Origin of the sequence: Chryseobacterium sp. CP-77 (genome assembly GCF_036362765.1) — a bacterium.
GTDB lineage: Bacteria > Bacteroidota > Bacteroidia > Flavobacteriales > Weeksellaceae > Chryseobacterium > Chryseobacterium cupriresistens.
Window position 1 is genome coordinate 2,104,357 of the sequence record NZ_CP143637.1, and the last position, 20,445, is coordinate 2,124,801.

The following is a 20,445-nucleotide window of genomic DNA, read 5'->3' on the forward strand; positions in this document are numbered from 1 at the left end:
CCAAGCGATACATAATCTAAAGAGATAAAGACTATGAGGATTGGTAGGTTTCCGCTTCTCATTTTAAAAATTACATCGTACATTTGTTAGATGGAAATGTTGGACATTCTGATTATCGGGGCCGGACCTATTGGTCTGAACTGTGCCCTTGAAGCTCAAAAAAACAATCTTAGTCATATAATCATAGAAAAAGGAACCATTGTCAATTCACTGTACAATTATCCTTTGTACATGCGTTTTTTCTCCACTGCTGAAAAGCTGGAAATTGATGAGATTCCCTTTATTTCTACTGCTCCAAAACCTGGAAGGCAGGAAGCGCTGGAATACTATCAGGGAATTGCCAGACAAAAAAGCCTGAATATTAACCTGTATGAAAAAGTTCTGAGCGTTTCAAAGAATGATGGAATATTTGAGATCAAAACCACCAAAGCAAATTATCAGGCTAAAAATGTAGTCATCGCTACGGGGTTTTATGATATTCCTAACCTGATGAATATTCCGGGTGAAGACCTTCCGAAGGTTAAACATTATTATACGGAACCTTACCCTTACGCAAAGCAGAAAATTGTGGTGGTAGGCTCCAGTAATTCTGCTGTAGATGCAGCCCTGGAAACGTACAGAAAAGGAGCTGATGTAACGATGATTGTCCGTCATGCTGAGATTTCCAAAAGTGTAAAATATTGGGTAAAACCAGACATTGAAAACAGAATTGCAGAGGGCAGCATTAAAGCCCATTTTAATGCAGAAATGATCGAAATTAAAGAAAATTCTGTTGTTTTTAAAGATGCGAACGGAGCTATTCATGAAATTGACAATGATTTTGTACTGGCCATGACAGGCTATCTTCCTGATTTTGATTTTCTGAAAAATTCAGGAATAGAACTCAACGGAGACTGCCTGAATCCTTTTTACCATCCTGAAACCATGGAAACCAATATTTCTAATCTCTATCTTGCAGGAGTAGTTTGCGGAGGAAAAGATACTCATCTATGGTTTATTGAAAATTCAAGGATTCATGCGAATATGATCATCAATTCGATTCTTTCCAGATTTTCATCGTAAATGATTACAGATATTAAAAAAGGTTTCGGGCAATTTCTGCGAAATTGCCCGAAACCTTTTTTACTTTTTAATCAAAAGCGTTATATCATCTCTTTTTCTACCTTATTTTTATCCTTAAGCATCCATGGAACGATAAAATAAAAGCCAATAGCAATAACTGCCGCCAGTACTCCTGTTCCGATCCATAATGCATTGAAACCTAATTTTTCTGCTATCAGTGTTCCTATATAAGGTGTTACAATAAATGCGATGGAGAATGACATTCCGTTCAGTCCCATATAAGCGCCTTTATTGTTCTCTCCTGAACGCAATGCCGTAATCGTTGACATAAATGGAAGTGTCCATATTTCTCCCACACAAAGCAATGTCATAGACAGCACAAGGGTAATCAGACTGTAATCGAAAGCAAGCATGGCATAGGAAATACCACACAGGAAAGTCCCGATCAGCATAGTAAAGGCTAAAGTAAAATATTTTTCAGCAACCTGTACCAGTCCCATTTCGAGCAGTACAATCAGAAAACCGCTGTATCCCAGAATATATCCGATATTCTGCTGGCTCAGATGAGCTGTATCCTTATAAAATATCGTCAGGGTACTGAACAGCTGGAAGAAACATATGGAAAACAGCATACAGAATACACAATAAATCAGGAATTTACTGTCGCGGTAAGGAGAACTTTCTTTTTTAATAATAATAGCTTCTTTTACCTTTTTTGCTTTCAGTTTAGCTAATCGTGCCCGGTCTTTAAAGAACCAGATATACATCAATCCCGCAAGCAAAGCAGCCAATGCATTGCTGAAAAACAGAAATTCATAAGAAATAGCCGACAAAATACCACCCAGTGCAGGACCAATGGAAAACCCAAGATTGACGGCCATACGATTGAGCGAGAAAGCACGGGTAATATTTTCAGGTTTTGCATATTTGGTAATCGCCACCGAGTTTGCAGGACGGAACGTTTCACTTACAATACTTTGGGCTAAAATAATTCCTGCCAATCCGGCTTCTGTTGTAAAAAGCGGAATTAAGCAGAATAAAGGAACGCTGAGCAGCAAACTCAGACTCTGCACTCTGTACTCTCCTATTTTATCCGTAATCATACCTCCAAGCCATGATCCGATAACCGAACCTATTCCAAAAAAGCTCAGTACAATTCCGGAATTTTCAATACTGAAATGCAAATGATTCGTCATATAAACTCCCAGAAACGGAAGTACCATAGAGCCGGCCCTGTTGATGAGCATTACCAACGCCAGCATCCAACTCTCCTGCGAGAGTCCTTTGAAAGAACTCGTATATACGTTAATTAATCTCACAATAATATTTTGGGGAAATTTGAAAGTGCAAAATTAGATAAAAATAACCCAAAAGTCTTTGTTTAAACCCTATTTTTATCAATAACCTTCAGCAGAGAATCAACTTTAATCTGAAAAAACAGTTTTATCTTCTATATAAAAACAATAAACTTTTATAAAAATCGTAAATTGCAGTAACAACAGATACTTTTATACTAAATTCACTTAGAAACATAATAAAATTTTAACCAATACTGAAGAATGATAACCTACGAAAATTTACATGATACGCTATCTTTTTACAGTATTGACTGCTGCCAATCCTATTACATTTCTTCCGGAAAACCCATTTTTGAATTTCCAAAAGCTCCTTTCAGAATGGATTATTATGCACTATGTATCTGTACTGCCGGAGAAATCAATATTGAAATAGACCGTCAGAAATACAAAGTAGATGCTGACAGCTTTCTTATTGCAGCACCCTCTACCATTGTAAAATTTGGAAAAACCAGTGATGATTTTACGATGAAACTGCTGTTCTTCGACAAGAACTTTCTGATTAAAAATATTTCCAATCCTTTTATCATTGAGAAAATGAATCTTTTCTCCAAAGGTTCATACAGCGTCGTAAAAACTACGGCAACCAATTCTTCACTTCTGCAAAATCTTCTGGATTACCTTGATAAAAAATCGAAAAAGCAGGGAAAATTTACAGAGGAGATTATCCGTACCATTATTTTCAATCTGCTGCTGGAGACTGCTGAGATTATGGAACAGGAAAATGCTGCAAATCCGGAAAAGGAAGAAGGAAAAAAAGACCTTTATCTCAAATTCAGTAAACTGATCCGTGAAAATATCACCAGGGAAAGAACGGTTCAGTTTTATGCGGATCAACTTCATGTTTCCAATAAATACCTCATCGAAATCATTAAGAAATCAAGCGGAAAAACACCTCATGAAGTGATTGATGAAGCATTACTGAAGGAAGCGTATGTCATGCTTGGGAACCCTGAGGTCACCATATCGGAGATCGCCTTTGAGCTTCAGTTTAACTCGGCATCAGCTTTCGGCCGTTTTTTCAAAAAACATACTGCACTTTCTCCATCGGAGTACAGAACTAAAGAAAATATTCAGTCATGAGAATTTGGGGATAATAATTCTGAACTTGGGGATATATATCGCTTCCTGAATAGAGGTACCTTTATACTGTTAATTAAAAACAATAAAAGATGAGTACGATCAATTCAAAATTCGATAAAGTTTTAAATGCCTCTGAGCAGTTTGGAAATGTAAACCACGAACCGGATTCAAGTAAAGAAGTTCAGATTAACACTCCTGAAAAAACGATGCCTTTCTCCGATCAGATCGGAAATTATCAACGTAATAAAGGTATTCCTCTGCAATCTTACGAAAACAGTAAAATCTATATTGTAGGTAGCGGAATTGCCGGAATGTCTGCCGCTTATTATTTTATCCGTGACGGCCGTGTACCCGGCAAAAACATTATTTTCCTTGATCAGCTAAATGTGGAAGGCGGATCTCTGGATGGTGCCGGTAACGCAAAAGACGGTTACATCATCCGTGGAGGAAGAGAAATGGATATGACCTATGAAAATTTATGGGATATGTTCCAGGATATTCCTGCTTTGGAGCTGCCTGCACCTTACAGTGTATTGGATGAATACCGTCTTATCAATGACAACGACCCGAATTATTCCAAAGCGAGACTCATCCATAATCAAGGACAGATCAAAGATTTCAGTAAGTTCGGACTTGAGAAAAAAGATCAGCTGGCGATTGTAAAACTATTGCTAAAGAAAAAAGAAGAGCTGGATGATCTTACGATTGAAGATTATTTTTCTGAATCTTTCCTCAACAGTAATTTCTGGTTCTTCTGGCGTTCTATGTTTGCCTTCGAAAACTGGCACAGCTTACTGGAACTGAAACTGTATATGCACAGGTTCCTCCACGCCATTGACGGAATGAAAGACTTCTCATGTCTGGTATTCCCAAAATACAACCAGTATGACACGTATGTAACTCCATTAAAAAACTTCCTGGTGGAAAAAGGAGTGCAGATCCAGTTCAATACATTAGTAAAAGATCTTGATATTCATATTAATACAGAAGGAAAAACTGTTGAAGGAATCATCACTGAACAGAATGGAGAGGAAGTAAGAATACCGGTTGGTAAAAACGACTACGTAATTGTGACTACCGGATCTATGACTGAAAGTACATTCTACGGAGACAATAATACCGTTCCTGAAGTCACCATAGACAACAGCAGCGCCGGACAAAGTGCAGGATGGAAGCTTTGGAAAAATCTTGCTGCAAAATCTGAAGTATTCGGGAAACCTGAAAAATTCTGCAGCCATATTGAAAAATCTTCCTGGGAGTCTGCTACCTTAACATGCCGTCCTTCTGCTTTTACAGAAAAGCTAAAAGAACTGTGTGTAAATGATCCTTATTCAGGAAGAACAGCCACAGGAGGTATTATTACCATTACAGATTCTAATTGGGTGATGAGTTTTACCTGCAACAGGCAACCGCACTTCCCTACTCAGCCGGATGACATCCTTGTTGTATGGGTATATGCTTTACTGATGGATAAAGAAGGTAATTATATCAAAAAAACAATGCCTCAGTGTACCGGAAACGAGATTATGGCCGAGCTGTGCCACCACCTTGGAATAACAGATCAGCTGGATAACGTCACAGAAAATACCATTGTCCGTACAGCATTCATGCCATATATCACTTCTATGTTTATGCCGAGAGCGATGGGAGACCGTCCGAGAGTGGTTCCTGAAGGATGTACCAACTTAGGTCTTGTAGGACAGTTTGTAGAAACCAATAATGATGTTGTCTTCACTATGGAAAGCTCTGTGAGAACTGCGAGAATAGCTGTTTACAGCCTTCTTAATCTTAACAAACAAGTGCCGGATATCAATCCGTTACAGTATGACATCCGACATTTATTAAAAGCGACTCAGGCTCTGAATGACTATAAACCTTTCTTAGGAGAGGGAATTTTAAGAAAAATATTAAAAGGAACTTATTTTGAACACATCCTGGTAAACCGTCCGGAAGAAAAAGAAGAACACGAATCTTTCTTAACCAGATTTCAGGAATGGGTAAAAGGAGTAAAAGATTGAAAATATTAGCTTACAAAACAATAGTTTTAAAGTAGTGCATACCTTATTTTTAACGCAAAGATTTATAAAAAAACTTATTCTTATTTTAAGAGAGCAAAGGCAGATAAATCTGCTCCGCAAAGCAATACGCTTCATCAAATCAGCTTGTAGATTCTCTTCTTTGCTTCCTATAATAAATCATTATTATTCTAAGCCTTTGCGTCAAAGACAAAGTATCATTTTTTTAAAAAGTATCATTTACTTTAAAAACATTTTTAATTAAAAATAAATCTTATGGATTTTAAAAATATAACGATAGCGGGAAGCGGCGTATTGGGATATCAGATCGCCTTCCAGACTGCCTATCACGGTTTCAAAGTTACCGTATATGATATCAATGATGAAGTATTGGAAAAAGCCAAAGGTAAATTCACTGCTCTAAGTGAAACTTACAAAAAAGACCTGGGTGCAACGCAGGAACAACTTGATGCCACATTCAAAAATATCAGCTATTCATCTGATCTTGCTGAAGCAGTAAAAGATGCCGACCTTCTGATAGAAGCAGTTCCAGAAGATCCAGCCATCAAAACGGAATTCTATCATAAACTGGCTCAGGTAGCCCCTGAAAAAACAGTATTTGCAACGAATTCTTCTACTCTTCTTCCAAGTCAGTTTGCTGAAGCTACAGGAAGACCGGAGAAGTTTGTTGCACTCCATTTTGCCAATGAAATCTGGAAGCATAATACCGGAGAGGTAATGCGTCATCCGGGAACTTCTCAGGAGGTATTTGATTCTGTGATCAGATTTGCGAAAGCAATTGGAATGGTAGCACTGCCTATCCAAAAGGAACAGCCCGGGTATATTGTCAATTCATTATTGGTTCCGCTGCTTGGTGCCGCAGTCAATCTCTGGGTTGATGAAGTCTCAGATATAGAAACGATTGACAAGACATGGATGGTCGCTACCGGAGCACCAGCAGGGCCATTTGGTATTCTGGATATTGTAGGAATTACGACGGCTTATAATATCAATAAGATGGAAGCTGAAGAAACTCAGGATCCACTAAAGATAAAAGCTGTAGAAAAATTAAAAAAAGAATATATTGATAAAGGAAAACTGGGAGTATTAACCGGGGAAGGATTTTACAAATATCCAAATCCCGCTTATCAGGACAAGGATTTCCTGAAGTAGAATCTTAAATTTCAGATTTTTAGCTATTAAAATAAATCAGGACTCCAAATGAAGTCCTGATTTTGTTTTTATGATCTATTCCTGAAAATTATTCAGGTTTATAAGAATCTTTCAATGTTACTGTTCTGTTGAATACCAAGGTATCTTCAGTAGAATCCTGATCTTTTGTAAAATATCCAATTCTCTGGAACTGTAATGGTTCTCCTACAGCAACTTCTTTCAGGCTTGGTTCAGCAAATCCTTTCACTGTAGTTACAGACTCAGGATTGATGAAGTTTAAGAAGTCTACATCTTTTTCCGCATCAGGCTGTTCCACTGTAAACAGTTGGTTGTAGATTCTTACTTCTACAGGAATAGCATGTTTTGCAGATACCCAATGTAAAGTTCCTTTTACTTTTCTTAAACTTTCCTCTGTTCCGCTTCCTGACTTACTCTTCTCATCATACGTAGCGTAGATCGTTGTAATCTCACCATTTTCATCCTTCTCTACTCTTTCAGCTTTGATGATGTAAGCAGACTTCAAACGAACTTCTCCTCCTAATTTAAGTCTGAAGAATTTATTGTTAGCTTCTTCCTTGAAGTCTTCACGTTCAATATAGATTTCTCTTGAGAATGGTACTTCTCTTGTCCCTGCATCTTCCTGTTCAGGATTATTCTCAGTTTCTAACCATTCTTCCTTATCTTCCGGATAGTTTTCGATCACTAATTTCACTGGATCTACTACTGCCATCACACGCTTGGCAACCTTATTCAGGTCTTCACGCACGCAGAAATCAAGCAGCTGAATTTCAATAAGGTTTTCTCTTTTCGCTACTCCTACTTTCTCAATAAAGTTTCTGATAGAAGCCGGAGTAAATCCTTTTCTTCTCATCCCCGAAATAGTAGGCATCCTAGGATCATCCCATCCGGTTACTACCCCTTCAGCTACCAGTCTCTGAAGCTTTCTTTTGGAAGTAATCATATAGGAAACATTCATCCTTGCAAATTCCCTTTGTTTGTTTTTAACCCTTCCTTCTTCATATACCTGATCTAAATACCAGTTGTACAATGGTCTGTGGTTCTCAAACTCCAAAGAACAAAGTGAATGTGAAACCTGTTCGATATAATCGGATTCACCATGAGCCCAGTCGTACATCGGATAAATTTTCCAGGCTGTACCTGTTCTGTGGTGAGGTTTATTCAAAATTCTGTACATCACAGGGTCACGCATATTCATATTAGGCGAAACCATGTCGATTTTTGCACGAAGAGACATCGAACCGCTTTCAAACTCTCCGTTTTTCATCCTTTCGAATAAATCTAACGATTCTTCAACAGGACGGTTTCTATATGGAGATTCAATTCCCGGCTCTGCAGGATTTTTTCTTTGCTCGGTAATCACTTCAGAAGGCTGCTCATCTACATAAGCTTTTCCATCTTTAATTAACTGAACTGCCCAATCGTAAAGCTGCTGGAAGTAATCGGATGCATACAAAACTTTATCCCATTTGAAACCCAGCCATTCAACGTCTTTCATAATAGAGTCTACGAATTCCTGTTCTTCTTTTTCAGGGTTCGTATCATCGAAACGGAGGTTTACGGGAGCATTGTATTTTTCGCCCAGCCCAAAGTTGATGCAGATGGCTTTTGTATGCCCTACATGCAGGTAACCATTAGGTTCAGGCGGAAAACGGAAACGAATCTGCTCTCTTTTCAGACCGTTTGCCAGATCATCTTCTATAATTTGCTCAATAAAATTGAGTGATTTTTTTTCTTCTTCCATTAAAGTAGCTTTTATTTTTTAGCAAAAAAAGTTTCACAAAGTTACGGAAAAATAAGCTTTTGTAAAAGTGGTAATTTAAATGCCTTACCTGTTGTATTTCAATATTTTTCACTAATTTCGGGAAGCTAATACCATTTTAACCATTAACCGTTATGGCTGTTTATATCCTAAGCAACCGGAAAATTATCCGGCATAAAGGTGAAAGAGTAGACTCTTTTTCCAATGAAGAATACTCGATTCCTAATTTCAGAATCGCCAGGTGCGATTTTGAGAACTATAAGGAGCCTTCAGCACAAATCAAAAAGAAAAAGGATTATACCAACAGAAATATTTTAAATTATAAGCTTTTTTCTGAACCCGAAAAACAGGGTTATGAAGAAGTTCTGGAGGTATTGCTGAGCGAAAAAGGAATTAAAAAATCCTCTCTAACAGCCAATAATCTTGGCGGAACCCAAAGAATGTTTTATGAACTGTACAAAAACATGTCTTCCACCAAAGACAGAAGTGATGTAATGATATTCATCCATGGTTATTTATATGATTTTGATGATGAATTAAAAGCTATACTTGACCTTAAAAAAATATTTATTGATAATCCGGCATCGCCTGTAGAGCATATTTTATTTGTGAGCTGGCCCGCCTCCGGCAGTATAATTCCGTTGAGTTATTTTGATGATAAAGCTTCCAGCATCAATTCGGGAACATCTTTGATGAGATTGTTCTATTTCTACACTCAATTTTTAAAAGATATTTTTTCCAACCGGGATCTTGCTCCCTGCAATCAAAGAATACATCTTGTGGCCCACTCTATGGGAAACAGGGTACTTCAAAGTATGTTATACAGCCTTAAAAGGGAAAATATCCTCCGTGTTATCGACCAGGTCCTTCTGTTAAATGCTGACGTGAGCTATAAAGTATTTGAAGATGCTGAGGATTCATTTAATAAGCTTCCCTTACTGGCTAACAGGATTTCTATTTATTTAAACAGGCAGGATATTATTCTAGCGGCTTCTCAGTTTACGAAAAATATTCTTACTCCAAGACTTGGTAAAAATGGTCCTAGCGGTATTGATCAATATAAATATATTGTGTCTGTTATCGACTGTACCTTTGTAAAAGATGATCTGCTTAATAGCTTTAAATATGAAGCGGGAAACCATTGGGGATATCTTTCCAGTTCGCAGGTACAGCATGACATCTTCCAGAATTTATATGGAATTGACAGAAATCTTATTACCAACAGATCCAAAGATAATGAAAACATTTTCACAATTATTTCTTAACAAATAATTAAATAATCCCTGAAAAATGAATTATACGTTAAAAATTCTCTAAAAACAACCACTATGGCACAATGATTGCTAATTCATTTATTAGGGAATTACAATTTTTAATTATGGGACAGATTAAAAAAAGGTTTTCTAATATATTAAACTATATAAAGAAAGCTATTTTCGTAAAGGATGTGATTTAATTGTGTAACAACCTCTAAATCAACAAAATATTCGATCTATAACTGCCAGGTCCTCCTACAGACCGGATTAAAAAAAATTCAAATATTCTGAACAGGAAGGGATTGCAGGTAAAAACTGAAACCATACAAATCCATATTCAATACTATGTAAATATTTCAAGGGAATTGTTAAATAATATTAAATAATTCCCCACATGTTGTATAATTCAAAAAAGTTATCGACATTTACTTACCAATCAAATAAAATCAATAACATGAAAAATCTAAAGAAAATCAAAAGAGGAGAATTGAAAAAAGTAAAAGGGGGAAGACCACCGCTTGGTTGCAATAACTGGGATCCGGCAGCGATGTGCTGCAGAGCATGGGCACCTGACTACTGTGGGCAAACTACATGTCCGGATTCACCTCCACCATTATGCTAATTAACTTTTTCAGTTATATTTTGAACCACAGCAGCTCATTTCTGAGCTCTAAAACGGATTCAAAATTATTGACAAATAAAGCTCCAGTGCCTAAACCTTGAGGCATTGGATTTTTTTTGGTAAAAGTATACTGAGCAATGGCATTCAATCCAATATTACTTTCTAATGCTGAAGTAATCCACCAGTTTATATTCTGATTTTCCGCAAGGGAAATCCATTCATCAGAACCTGAAAAACCTCCTACCAATGCAGGTTTCAAAATAATATATTGTGGCTTAATTGTTTCCAAAAGCTGTTTCTTCTTTTCGGGATCTATAATTCCGATCAGTTCCTCATCCAATGCAATCGGAGTAGGTGTTTTTGCACATAACTCAGCCATTTCATTCCAATTTCCGGCCTTGATAGGCTGCTCAATGGAATGGATATGAAGATCAGCAAGCTGCTGTAAAACCATTATCGCTTCGTCTTTACTGAATCCTCCATTGGCATCCACACGCAGTTCCAACTGATCTTTGGAAAACTTTTCTCTTAATTTCTGAAGAATAATATGCTCAGACTTCCAATCCACACCGATTTTTAATTTGATACAGTGAAAGCCTTTTTCCAGTTTTTCCTGAATCTGTTCTTCCATATACGCTGCGTCGCCCATCCATATCAGACCGTTGATGGTAATAGCAGATTTTCCATCGGTAAATTCACTTGGAAAATACAGGTTGCCTCCATATTTTAAATTCTGCATAGCCTGTTCATATCCAAACCAGATCGAAGGAAACTCTTTCAGTTCCTGCTTCAAAAAAACGCTGTCCTGATTAATATTTTCACAAAGCCACTTCAGTTTTTCTTCATAATCAGGTCTGTCATCAAAACTCAGCCCTCTGAAAACAGCACATTCCCCCACTCCTTTTCTTCCCTCTTCGGAAATCGTCAGAATAAAGGTCTCTTTATCAAGCAAAACGCCGCGAGATGTTCCACTCGGGCGCTTAAATTGTAATAAATATTGTAAGTACGTTGCTTCCATTTATTTTACGCTGTCGATACGCATAAACTCTTCTGCTTTTTCCACCATATCGATACTTCCACAGAAGAATGGAATTCTCTGGTGAAGTTCTGTAGGTTCTATCTCCAAAATTCTTCTGAATCCGTCAGTTGCTTTTCCTCCGGCCTGCTCTGCAAGGAATGCCATCGGGTTACATTCGTATAAAAGTCTTAATTTACCATTCGGAGCCTGTGAATAAGAAGGATAAATATAAATTCCTCCTTTCAGCATATTTCTGTGGAAATCCGCCACTAAAGAACCGATATATCTTGAAGTGTAAGGACGGTCACCTTCTTCCATCTGGCAGTATTTAAGGTAATTTTTTACTCCCTGAGGGAATTTGATATAATTTCCTTCGTTGATAGAATAGATTTTACCTGTTTTTGGGAAAGTCATATTAGGATGGGAAAGATAATATGTTCCTAAAGACGGATCTAATGTAAATCCGTTTACTCCGTTACCTGTTGTATAAACAATCATGGTAGATGAACCGTAAATAACATATCCCGCAGCAATCTGGTTGATACCTTTCTGTAAAAAGTCTTCCAGCTGTACCGGAGTTCCCGGTTCTGTAACTCTTCTGTAGATGGAGAAAATAGTTCCTACCGAAACATTTACGTCAATATTGGAAGATCCGTCCAAAGGATCAATCAGTACAACATATTTACTTAAATGTCCGTTTTCACCGCATTTGATATCAATAAAATCATCATTTTCTTCAGAAGCAATACCACAAACAACCTCTCTCTGAGACAAAGCCGTAATAAAAATTTCGTTAGCAATTACATCAAGTTTCTGCTGTTCTTCCCCCTGGATGTTCTGGTTTCCTGCAGCTCCTGTTATATCTACAATTCCGGCTTTATTTACTTCTCTGTTTACCACTTTCGAAGCCAATCTTATTGCACTTAGAAGACGAGAAAATTCACCTGTAGAATACTGAAAATCGTCCTGTTTATCTATAAGAAATTCTCCTAAAGTCTGTAATGGTTGATTTGACATATTTTTCTTTTTACGTTTTGCCCAAATTTCGGAAAATTTATCGCATTGAGAAAATTTAATTAAAAAAGAGATTAATCATTGTATTTCAGAAAGATACAAACAAAACATAACATTACACGAACCCTGTACTGAAAATTATACCTCCTAATTTGTTTAATCAGAACCAAAAAAAATTAATTTATTTCATGAATTGTTGATTTTAAGGAAATCTTAATTCTATCTCCGCATAAGGCTATTTCATATCTCGTTGTAAATTTATAATTTTGACGTCCGTAAAAAACTCATGTAATTTTTTATCTAACAATTTTATTTTTAACAATTTAATGAAAATTTTCAAGTTTGGTGGAGCATCGGTAAAAGATGCTGACAGTGTAAAAAACGTGTCCATGGTTCTAAAAAGCCAGGGATTTGCCAAATGCTTGCTGGTGATTTCAGCAATGGGTAAAACGACAAATGAGTTGGAAAAAGTTGTAGAACTTTATTTCAAAAAAGATAATTATCAAACTGAGATTGAAAAGATAAAACGAAAACACATTGAGATTGCGGAAGGACTTTTCCCTGAAAATCATGCGGTTTTTGCTGAAATCAATCTTTTCTTTGATGATATTGATTCTTTTTTACGAAGAAATAAATCTCCCAACTATAACTTCGTATACGATCAGGTGGTAAGCTGTGGAGAAATGATCTCTACTAAAATCGTGAGTGAATACCTGAATGAGATCCAGTTTACAAATCAGTGGCTGGATGCCAGAGATTATATAAAAACGGATAATTCATACCGGGAAGGTATGGTAGACTGGACAAAAACGGAAGAATTTATTTCCCATCTTAATCCTGAAATCTGCTATGTAACTCAGGGGTTCATCGGTTCTGACGACAACAATTTTACGGTAACATTAGGAAGAGAGGGTTCCGACTACTCCGCTGCTATTTTTGCTTACTGCTTAAATGCTGAAGCAATGACAATATGGAAAGATGTACCGGGAGTAATGACCGGAGATCCGAGAAAGTTCAGTGATGTAACCCTTCTTTCCAATATTTCTTATGAGGAAGCTATAGAAATGGCTTATTATGGTGCCAGTGTTATTCACCCGAAAACATTACAGCCGCTACAGCAAAAAAATATTCCTTTTTATGTAAAATCTTTCGTGGATCCAAGCAAAGAAGGAACAAAAGTAGGTGCTTCCGAAAAAAACCAACAGGAAGAATCTTATATTCTGAAAGAAAACCAGGATCTTTTGAAAATCTCTACAAGGGACTTCTCTTTCATTGCAGAAGACCATATGAGCCTGATTTTCGGATATTTATCCAAATACAAAATCAAAGTTTCCCTGATGCAGAATTCTGCAATCTCTCTGGCACTGTGCCTTGAGGATAAATTTAATCATATTGATGAGCTCAATGAAGAGCTTCAAAAAATTTTTAAAACCGAAGCAATTAAAAATGTATCTTTATTCACAGTAAGAAATGCGAAGAAGGATCACATTGATAAATTTTACCATGAAAAAAATGTATTATTGGAACAAATCTCCAAGAATACTCTTCAAATGGTAACACAATAATATTAATTGCGACTAAACACACATGAGTTTAATTTCGAAAAACGATCTGATCAAAGCTTCCGGCTTAAATAAAATTGGGTTTCTCAAGAACCCGGTAGCATCTGCTGTGATGAGCATTGCTAAAATAAATGAAGTAAATAAATTATACGATAAATTAAAAGACAAGGAAGGCAAAGACTTTTTCGACTCATTTGTGAGAGAAAGAAACCTAAGCTATGTAGCTTTTGAAGAGGATCTGGCAAAGATTCCGAAAACAGGACCGTTTATTCTGGTTTCCAATCACCCGCTGGGTGCTATTGACGGTATTCTGATGTGCAAGATCTTATCAGAGGTTCGTCCGGATTTCAAGGTAATGGGGAATTTCCTTTTGGAAAAGATCAAACCTATGGAGCCGTATGTAATCGCTGTAAATCCTTTTGAAAACAGAAAAGAAGCTTACAGCAGCTCTTCGGGAATGCGTGAAACACTCAAGCATTTGCAAAACGGAGGCTGTGTAGGTATTTTTCCGGCAGGAGAAGTTTCCAACAAAAACAATCCTTACGGAGAGATTTTAGATAAAGATTGGGAAAAGACAGCACTTAAGCTTATCAGAATGGCTAAAGTGCCGGTAGTTCCTATGTATTTCCATGCCAAGAACAGCAGACTTTTTTATCAGGTAGCTAAACTTCACCCGAATTTACAGACGCTGATGCTTCCTGCAGAAATGATGAATGACAGGGAAAAACCTATCAGAATCAGAATCGGACGTCCTATTACCGTAAAGGCAATGGACGACATGGAAACGATTGAGGAATTGGGAGAGTTTCTGAAACGTAAGGTTTATATGATGAAATCTTACTATGAAAAAAGAAAATCTCTTGCTCAAAGCATTAACCTTCAAAATTTATCGGTCAAATTTCCTTTACTCAAGGAGGAAAATATTGTTCAGAATATCATTGATGAAACACCTCTGGAAGACATTATCAAAGATGTTGATAAATTGAGAGGAACTGAAAAAATGCTTTTCAGTAACGGAAATTACGAGATTTACTTTACGACTTACGAGGAAATCCCTTCTATTATGAGGGAAATCGGACGTCAGAGAGAGCTCACCTTCCGTGCGGTAGGTGAAGGTAGTAATCTTCCGTTTGATCTTGATGAGTATGACAAACATTACCACCATCTTTTCCTGTGGGATAACGGTGAGAAAAAACTGGCCGGAGCTTACAGAATGGCATTGGGTAGAGAGGTAATGAAGAAATACGGCATCAAAGGGTTCTATACAAGCTCTTTATTTGAGTTTGAGCAGGATATCCATCCTTTTTTCAAAAAGGTGATTGAAATGGGCCGTGCATACATCTGCCAGGAATATCAGCAGAAGCCACTTCCACTCTTTCTTTTATGGAGAGGAATAGTGCATGTATGTCTGAGAAATCCGGATCATAAATTCCTTATGGGTGGTGTGAGTATCTCGAACAAGTTCTCTGAGTTCTCAAAATCGCTGATGATTGAGTTCATGCGTTCCAATTATTTCGATTCTGCAGTAGCACAATATATCACTCCTAGAAATGAATATAAGGTAAAGCTTCGCGACAGGGATAAAAATATTTTCTTTGAAGAAATGGAGTCTGACCTCAACAAGCTGGACAAGATTATTGATGATCTTGAACCTGAATTGAGGCTTCCTGTCCTGATCAAAAAATATATCAAGCAAAACGCAAAAGTAATTGCTTTCAACGTAGATCCAAACTTCAACGATGCGATCGATGGATTGATGTATATCCGAATCAGTGATCTTCCGGAAAACACGATTAAACCGGTATTGGAAGAGATGAGTGAGCAGATCAGAAAAGAGCAGGAAAATAATCCGGCTGATAATCAGTAAGTTTTTAACTTTATTCAAAAAAAGTACGATGAATACTTGCTTTGTATACTAAAACTTACTACTTTTGCATCACTTTAAAACAACGAAGTAAGTCAAACAAAAATATAATGGTTTCTTAGCTCAGTTGGTAGAGCAATGGATTGAAAATCCATGTGTCCCTGGTTCGATTCCTGGAGAAACCACTTTAAAACCTCTGATTAGTCAGAGGTTTTTTTGTTTTTATATGTTCCTATTTTTGATTAATGAAACCGTTTTTAAAAATCTAATTTAACCGCTCCTTTTTGCCTGATGAATAAAGGATGACATGCATCAGCTCCAAATAAATGATTTAAAGTTGCGGTGTATTTTTCAAGTAAATTTTCAGGAACAAAGGCTTGTATTGTTCCTGCAAATCCTCCCCCGTGTACACGCCATGCTCCGGCATCTTTCAGTACCAATTCGCTGTAGGCCAATCCCAGTGAAACGGCTTGTTCTTGTATGTTATCTGGTACATAAATGTTTTGATTGTACATGTACGAACTATGCCCTGAATCTACTACCAATTGCAAAAATTTTGCAAAATCATTATTCTCCAGGGCTGCTACTTGATCTGCTACCCGATCGTTTTCACATTCAAAATGAATAGCTCTTAAAATGGCCCGATCTCCTACTTTTTTACGGATAGAAGGAGCGATATCCATTATTTTTTTCAAAGTAGTTTCTCTCAACACACTGCATCCTAAATGAGCTGCAACTTCTTTCATTTCTTTCGGTAAAACAGCATATTCATCATTCAAATTAGTATGATCGCCCCGGGTATCTGTAATCACTAAAGAAAAACCAGTTGATTCAAAATTAAAATCTACTTTTTTAACAACAGGATTTGTTACATCTTCAAAATCAATCATTACCAGCCCTCCTACCGAACAAGCTACCTGATCCATTAATCCACAAGGTTTTCCAAAGAAGACATTTTCTGCATATTGCCCTATACGGGCAATTACTATGGGATCTATGTTGCCTTCATTAAATAAATGGCTCACAATTGCACCAATTAAAACCTCAAATGATGCTGATGAACTTAATCCGGAACCTTTAGGAACGCCTCCGTTAATTACAGCATCGAATCCTCCTATTGTATATCCCAGTTCTTTTAACCGGGCATTAATTCCACGAACCAGAGCGTTTGAGGTTAAAAACTCATTTTCCTGGGGAATGAGATGATTTAAATCTACTTCAAATGATGGATAATCTGACGATTCAATCCTGATTATATTTGAGTTATTTTTAGCAGCAACGGCAATATTATCTAAACTTACAGCACTCGCCAGTACGCGGCCATGGTTATGATCCGTGTGATTACCTCCGATTTCGGTTCGTCCTGGTGAACTAAAAAAAGAAACCTCTTTTTCTCCAAAAATCTCTTTAAAACGGGATAATGTTCTGGTATACCGGATTGTCTGCTGATGTAACAATTCAGAATTTTGTCCGTACAACTCTCTAAATTGAGTAATATCACCTTTATTAATTAAAGAATCAATATATTTACTATTTGACATGTATTGGTATCTGATTTATAAAACTGTCTATTTTATGAAGAGCTATTTTGTTGATTTTTATAATGAGTTGTTGAACTTTTTTTAAGAATCCCGGCACTTTGTTCCGGAGTAATATCTCTTTGGGCTTCTGCTAACATTTCGTATCCTACCATGAATTTTTTCACACTAGCTGAACGAAGCAAAGGGGGATAAAAATGCATATGAAAATGCCATTCTTCATGAGATTCCAGGTCTGTAGGTGCCTGATGCATTCCTGCGGAATAAGGAAAAGAAATTGAGAAAATATTATCGTATTTCGTCGTCAGATCTTTCAATATCTGAGCAAATAAAACCTGATCTTCATATGAAAAAGCCAATAAACTATTTAAAGGTTCTTTACTAATAATCATTGTCTCATAGGGCCACGTTGCCCAAAATGGAACCAAAGCCACAAAAGCTTTATTTTCTAAAACAATTCGTTCCTGGCTTTCAATTTCTTTCTGAAGGTAATCTGACAAAAGGGTTGTTCCATATTTATCATAATAGTTTTTCAAATTTTGCTGTGTTCTGACCACTTGGGAAGGAATGGATGCCTGTGCCCAAATCTGACCATGAGGATGAGGATTACTACAGCCCATCACTACCCCTTTGTTTTCAAAAATCTGAACATGATTAATATAATCTAATTTACCCAGATTCTGATATTCTTCTTTCCAGACGGACACCACTTTTGTAATTGCTTCTAAAGACATTTCAGGAAGAGTCAATGAATGGTCGTGTGAAAAGCAGATGACCCGGTTAATTCCTCTTTCAGGTTTCATTTTAAATAACTCATCCTCTTCATCATTCGTTTTATCTGTGGTTACTTCTTCTTTCAATAAAGCTCCAAAATCATTATCGAATACATATACACCTTCATAACGGGGATTTTGGGTCTCATTAGCTCTTGAATTTCCGGGACATAAATAACATTTTGGATCATATTGATTTTGAATGCTTGTTAAAGGCTTTTCCTCTTGGCCCTGCCATGGGCGTTTTGCCCTTTGAGGTGATACCAAAACCCATTCGTCCAATAAAGGATTATATCTTCTATGCGGATGATTTTTGCTGTTAAATGGATTACTCATACTGAGTTTATTATTTATATCAGTTTGACCCGTTTTCAGGGTTTAATTTGTCTAAAATAGGTTCGGATAATGTGTTTAATTCTTTTTGAAGTTTATTATTTTTCTGTTCAAAAATAACAATCTCATTATTCCCCTTTTTTAAGTAACAGCCCGGTAAATACAGAGTCTGTTGTGGTCCTACCGACCAATACCTTCCCAGATTAATTCCATTGACAAATACAATCCCTTTTCCGAAAGGCCGCATATCTAAAAATGTGTCTCCCACCTGCGATACATTAAAATTTCCTTTATAGATAACTGGTCTGTTCTCTTTTACATCAGATTTTTGTTTTGCATCAATTACCGGAGCCTTTTCAAAAGGAAGTCCATACATTTCCCAATCTCCTGTTATTTTTCGGTCATTAATAAATACATGAGAAATAATTCCTTTTGTATTCTTATTAATTTCAGCCCCGTAGTTAATTCGCCCCATGTTTTCTACTATAATGTCTAATTTTCCATTGAAGGGGATATTAACATTACATTCATATTTTTTATAGTAACGGTTAAGCTCTCCTACTTTTTCTCCATTCACATATACAATTGCATAATCTCTTAATCCATCAAGTTTTAAAGTTCCTTTAATGGGCTGATTAAAATTTTTGCTGTACCAGACATAGCCATGCCCTTGATTTAACTGCTCAAAAGTCAAAGGATTGTCATTAACGACCGGTTTTACATTCTTTTTTAAATCTTCTAAATCAATTGCCTGAGATAGTTGAATAGCCGGAATCTTAATAACTGGAATTCTTGAAGGAACAGGAGGTGTAGAGGAATTTTTTAATAATTCTCTTAATTTCATATACTTTTCGGTTTCCCAACCTGCCTCAGTAATAGGAGCATCATAATCATAACTGGTCATACTTGGCTGTATATCATGATCTTTATCGTAATTAGCTCCAGAGGTAAATCCGAAGTTAGTTCCTCCATGTACCATATAAATATTAAAGGAAATATCATTATTCATGAATTTTTCAATGTGACCTTTTACTCTTTCCGCAGCTTTACGGGGGAAAGGTTCTGCCCAATGGTCTAACCAGCCCGGATAGTATTCCGCAACCATAAAAGGACCTTTCCCATTATGGTATTTTTTCACCTCTTTCTTAATATTTTCCGGGTCTTCATCTCCATTTGCAGTTGGTAATGCGCCGGGCAAGGCACCCCCTTCAAATAACCAGTCTCCATCTGAGGTAAAAAATGTCATTCCTTTGAAACCAACTTCTTTTAATTGATCAAACACAGATGAACTGTATTTTTTATGATCTTCCAGCTTAATGTCTTCCCGTTGACTCACAAAAGATCCGAATTCATTTTCCCCCTGCACCATAACAATAGGACCTCCGTTAACAATCAGATAAGGTTTGACCACCTTGTAAAGTTCTGTGAAATAAGCTTTTGTTGAATTTAAAAACGGAGTATTATATTCTCTGATTTTCATATCCTTGTCGTTTTGTAAAAACCAGGGATAACCACCGAATTCCCATTCTGCACATACATAAGGACCTGGACGAAGGATTACCATTAAACCTTCTTCTTTTGCTATTTTTAAAAATTCAGCTAAGTTTCGGTTACCGGTTTGAAAATCCCATTTTCCAGGAGCTATTTCATGATAATTCCAAAAAACATAAGTAGCTATCGCATTTAACCCCATAGCTTTAACCATTTGTAACCGATGTCTCCAATAAGCCTGAGGAATTCTGGCGTAATGAATCTCACCAGAATGCAATTTAATTGCCTGTCCGTTCAATTTAAATTCTCCATCTTCAATTTTGAAAGATTCATATTTAACAGGTTTTTGCTGGGCATTTATCACAGTTGCTCCCACTAAGCAAAAGGCTAAAATTATGTTTTTAATAAACTTCATTGTATATGTTGTATTAGTGATTAAAGTTAGTTATGTATTAAAACAAATTTATAAATTTACCTGATGCTGTAATACTGGCTACCACCGGTTT

15 protein-coding genes and 1 tRNA gene are annotated in these 20,445 nt (G+C 36.7%); 9 read left to right on the forward strand and 7 right to left on the reverse strand.

Features of this window, described 5'->3' with window-relative positions; all coding sequences use genetic code 11:
* The first annotated feature begins 90 nt into the window (after positions 1 to 90).
* The gene (locus tag V0410_RS09390; protein ID WP_330747261.1) at positions 91 to 1,062 is read left to right on the forward strand and encodes a YpdA family putative bacillithiol disulfide reductase; all 972 of its coding nucleotides are present in this window, start codon (positions 91 to 93) and stop codon (positions 1,060 to 1,062) included.
* Positions 1,063 to 1,142: 80 nt separating this feature from the next.
* Here the strand turns inward: V0410_RS09390 and V0410_RS09395 are convergent, their stop codons facing one another.
* On the reverse strand, positions 1,143 to 2,324 hold the full coding sequence (locus V0410_RS09395; RefSeq protein ID WP_330747677.1) for an MFS transporter: 1,182 nt from the start codon (positions 2,322 to 2,324) through the stop codon (positions 1,143 to 1,145).
* Positions 2,325 to 2,621: 297 nt separating this feature from the next.
* On the opposite strand from V0410_RS09395, the gene V0410_RS09400 reads away from it, so the two are divergent.
* The 3 genes from V0410_RS09400 (at position 2,622) to V0410_RS09410 (ending at position 6,688) form a co-directional block, all read left to right on the forward strand.
* Positions 2,622 to 3,500, forward strand: a complete 879-nt coding sequence (locus V0410_RS09400) for an AraC family transcriptional regulator (RefSeq protein ID WP_330747262.1) — start codon at positions 2,622 to 2,624, stop codon at positions 3,498 to 3,500.
* Positions 3,501 to 3,589: 89 nt separating this feature from the next.
* Positions 3,590 to 5,518: an oleate hydratase gene (locus tag V0410_RS09405; protein ID WP_330747263.1), complete on the forward strand. Its 1,929-nt coding sequence runs from the start codon at positions 3,590 to 3,592 to the stop codon at positions 5,516 to 5,518.
* A gap of 273 nt (positions 5,519 to 5,791) precedes the next feature.
* Entirely contained in the window at positions 5,792 to 6,688 is an 897-nt protein-coding gene (locus tag V0410_RS09410; RefSeq protein WP_330747264.1) for a 3-hydroxyacyl-CoA dehydrogenase, read from the forward strand.
* A gap of 88 nt (positions 6,689 to 6,776) precedes the next feature.
* Here V0410_RS09410 and V0410_RS09415 read toward each other — a convergent pair whose 3' ends face one another.
* Entirely contained in the window at positions 6,777 to 8,450 is a 1,674-nt protein-coding gene (locus V0410_RS09415) for a glutamine--tRNA ligase/YqeY domain fusion protein (protein WP_330747265.1), read from the reverse strand.
* Between the two features lie 152 nt (positions 8,451 to 8,602).
* Between V0410_RS09415 and V0410_RS09420 the strand changes: the two genes are divergently transcribed.
* Entirely contained in the window at positions 8,603 to 9,733 is a 1,131-nt protein-coding gene (locus tag V0410_RS09420; RefSeq protein ID WP_330747266.1) for an alpha/beta hydrolase, read from the forward strand.
* 445 nt (positions 9,734 to 10,178) lie between these two features.
* Positions 10,179 to 10,346, forward strand: coding sequence for a bacteriocin-like protein (locus tag V0410_RS09425; RefSeq protein ID WP_171006348.1), 168 nt, complete (start codon positions 10,179 to 10,181; stop codon positions 10,344 to 10,346).
* A 13-nt stretch (positions 10,347 to 10,359) separates the two neighbouring features.
* Here V0410_RS09425 and menC read toward each other — a convergent pair whose 3' ends face one another.
* Both menC and fbp read right to left on the reverse strand, forming a co-directional pair.
* On the reverse strand, positions 10,360 to 11,364 hold the full coding sequence (menC, locus tag V0410_RS09430; RefSeq protein WP_330747267.1) for an o-succinylbenzoate synthase: 1,005 nt from the start codon (positions 11,362 to 11,364) through the stop codon (positions 10,360 to 10,362).
* Positions 11,365 to 12,381, reverse strand: coding sequence for a class 1 fructose-bisphosphatase (gene fbp, locus V0410_RS09435; protein WP_110010152.1), 1,017 nt, complete (start codon positions 12,379 to 12,381; stop codon positions 11,365 to 11,367).
* A 323-nt stretch (positions 12,382 to 12,704) separates the two neighbouring features.
* Here fbp and V0410_RS09440 point away from each other — a divergent pair, with 323 nt between their 5' ends.
* The 3 genes from V0410_RS09440 to V0410_RS09450 all read left to right on the forward strand — a co-directional run bounded on the left by V0410_RS09440 (position 12,705) and on the right by V0410_RS09450 (position 15,989).
* Positions 12,705 to 13,943 (forward strand): aspartate kinase, encoded by a 1,239-nt coding sequence (locus V0410_RS09440; RefSeq protein WP_330747268.1) that lies wholly within the window; start codon positions 12,705 to 12,707, stop codon positions 13,941 to 13,943.
* Between the two features lie 22 nt (positions 13,944 to 13,965).
* Entirely contained in the window at positions 13,966 to 15,807 is a 1,842-nt protein-coding gene (locus tag V0410_RS09445) for a lysophospholipid acyltransferase family protein (protein WP_227942952.1), read from the forward strand.
* Positions 15,808 to 15,916: 109 nt separating this feature from the next.
* A tRNA-Phe gene (locus V0410_RS09450) sits at positions 15,917 to 15,989 on the forward strand.
* Between the two features lie 72 nt (positions 15,990 to 16,061).
* Here the strand turns inward: V0410_RS09450 and V0410_RS09455 are convergent.
* From V0410_RS09455 to V0410_RS09465, 3 genes are read right to left on the reverse strand one after another with little or no spacing between them, the layout of a single operon-like run.
* Positions 16,062 to 17,345, reverse strand: a complete 1,284-nt coding sequence (locus V0410_RS09455; RefSeq protein WP_330747269.1) for a galactokinase — start codon at positions 17,343 to 17,345, stop codon at positions 16,062 to 16,064.
* 32 nt (positions 17,346 to 17,377) lie between these two features.
* Positions 17,378 to 18,451, reverse strand: a complete 1,074-nt coding sequence (locus V0410_RS09460) for a UDP-glucose--hexose-1-phosphate uridylyltransferase (RefSeq protein ID WP_330747270.1) — start codon at positions 18,449 to 18,451, stop codon at positions 17,378 to 17,380.
* 19 nt (positions 18,452 to 18,470) lie between these two features.
* On the reverse strand, positions 18,471 to 20,354 hold the full coding sequence (locus tag V0410_RS09465; RefSeq protein WP_330747271.1) for a beta-galactosidase: 1,884 nt from the start codon (positions 20,352 to 20,354) through the stop codon (positions 18,471 to 18,473).
* Between the last annotated feature and the right edge of the window lie 91 nt (positions 20,355 to 20,445).

Coding starts and splice junctions, on each gene's coding strand:
- V0410_RS09390 (WP_330747261.1), top strand. CDS start 91: ATGGAAATGTTGGACATTCTGATTATCGGGGCCGGACCTATTGGTCTG.
- V0410_RS09395 (WP_330747677.1), bottom strand. CDS start 2,324: ATGCTGGCGTTGGTAATGCTCATCAACAGGGCCGGCTCTATGGTACTT.
- V0410_RS09400 (WP_330747262.1), top strand. CDS start 2,622: ATGATAACCTACGAAAATTTACATGATACGCTATCTTTTTACAGTATT.
- V0410_RS09405 (WP_330747263.1), top strand. CDS start 3,590: ATGAGTACGATCAATTCAAAATTCGATAAAGTTTTAAATGCCTCTGAG.
- V0410_RS09410 (WP_330747264.1), top strand. CDS start 5,792: ATGGATTTTAAAAATATAACGATAGCGGGAAGCGGCGTATTGGGATAT.
- V0410_RS09415 (WP_330747265.1), bottom strand. CDS start 8,450: ATGGAAGAAGAAAAAAAATCACTCAATTTTATTGAGCAAATTATAGAA.
- V0410_RS09420 (WP_330747266.1), top strand. CDS start 8,603: ATGGCTGTTTATATCCTAAGCAACCGGAAAATTATCCGGCATAAAGGT.
- V0410_RS09425 (WP_171006348.1), top strand. CDS start 10,179: ATGAAAAATCTAAAGAAAATCAAAAGAGGAGAATTGAAAAAAGTAAAA.
- menC (WP_330747267.1), bottom strand. CDS start 11,364: ATGGAAGCAACGTACTTACAATATTTATTACAATTTAAGCGCCCGAGT.
- fbp (WP_110010152.1), bottom strand. CDS start 12,381: ATGTCAAATCAACCATTACAGACTTTAGGAGAATTTCTTATAGATAAA.
- V0410_RS09440 (WP_330747268.1), top strand. CDS start 12,705: ATGAAAATTTTCAAGTTTGGTGGAGCATCGGTAAAAGATGCTGACAGT.
- V0410_RS09445 (WP_227942952.1), top strand. CDS start 13,966: ATGAGTTTAATTTCGAAAAACGATCTGATCAAAGCTTCCGGCTTAAAT.
- V0410_RS09455 (WP_330747269.1), bottom strand. CDS start 17,345: ATGTCAAATAGTAAATATATTGATTCTTTAATTAATAAAGGTGATATT.
- V0410_RS09460 (WP_330747270.1), bottom strand. CDS start 18,451: ATGAGTAATCCATTTAACAGCAAAAATCATCCGCATAGAAGATATAAT.
- V0410_RS09465 (WP_330747271.1), bottom strand. CDS start 20,354: ATGAAGTTTATTAAAAACATAATTTTAGCCTTTTGCTTAGTGGGAGCA.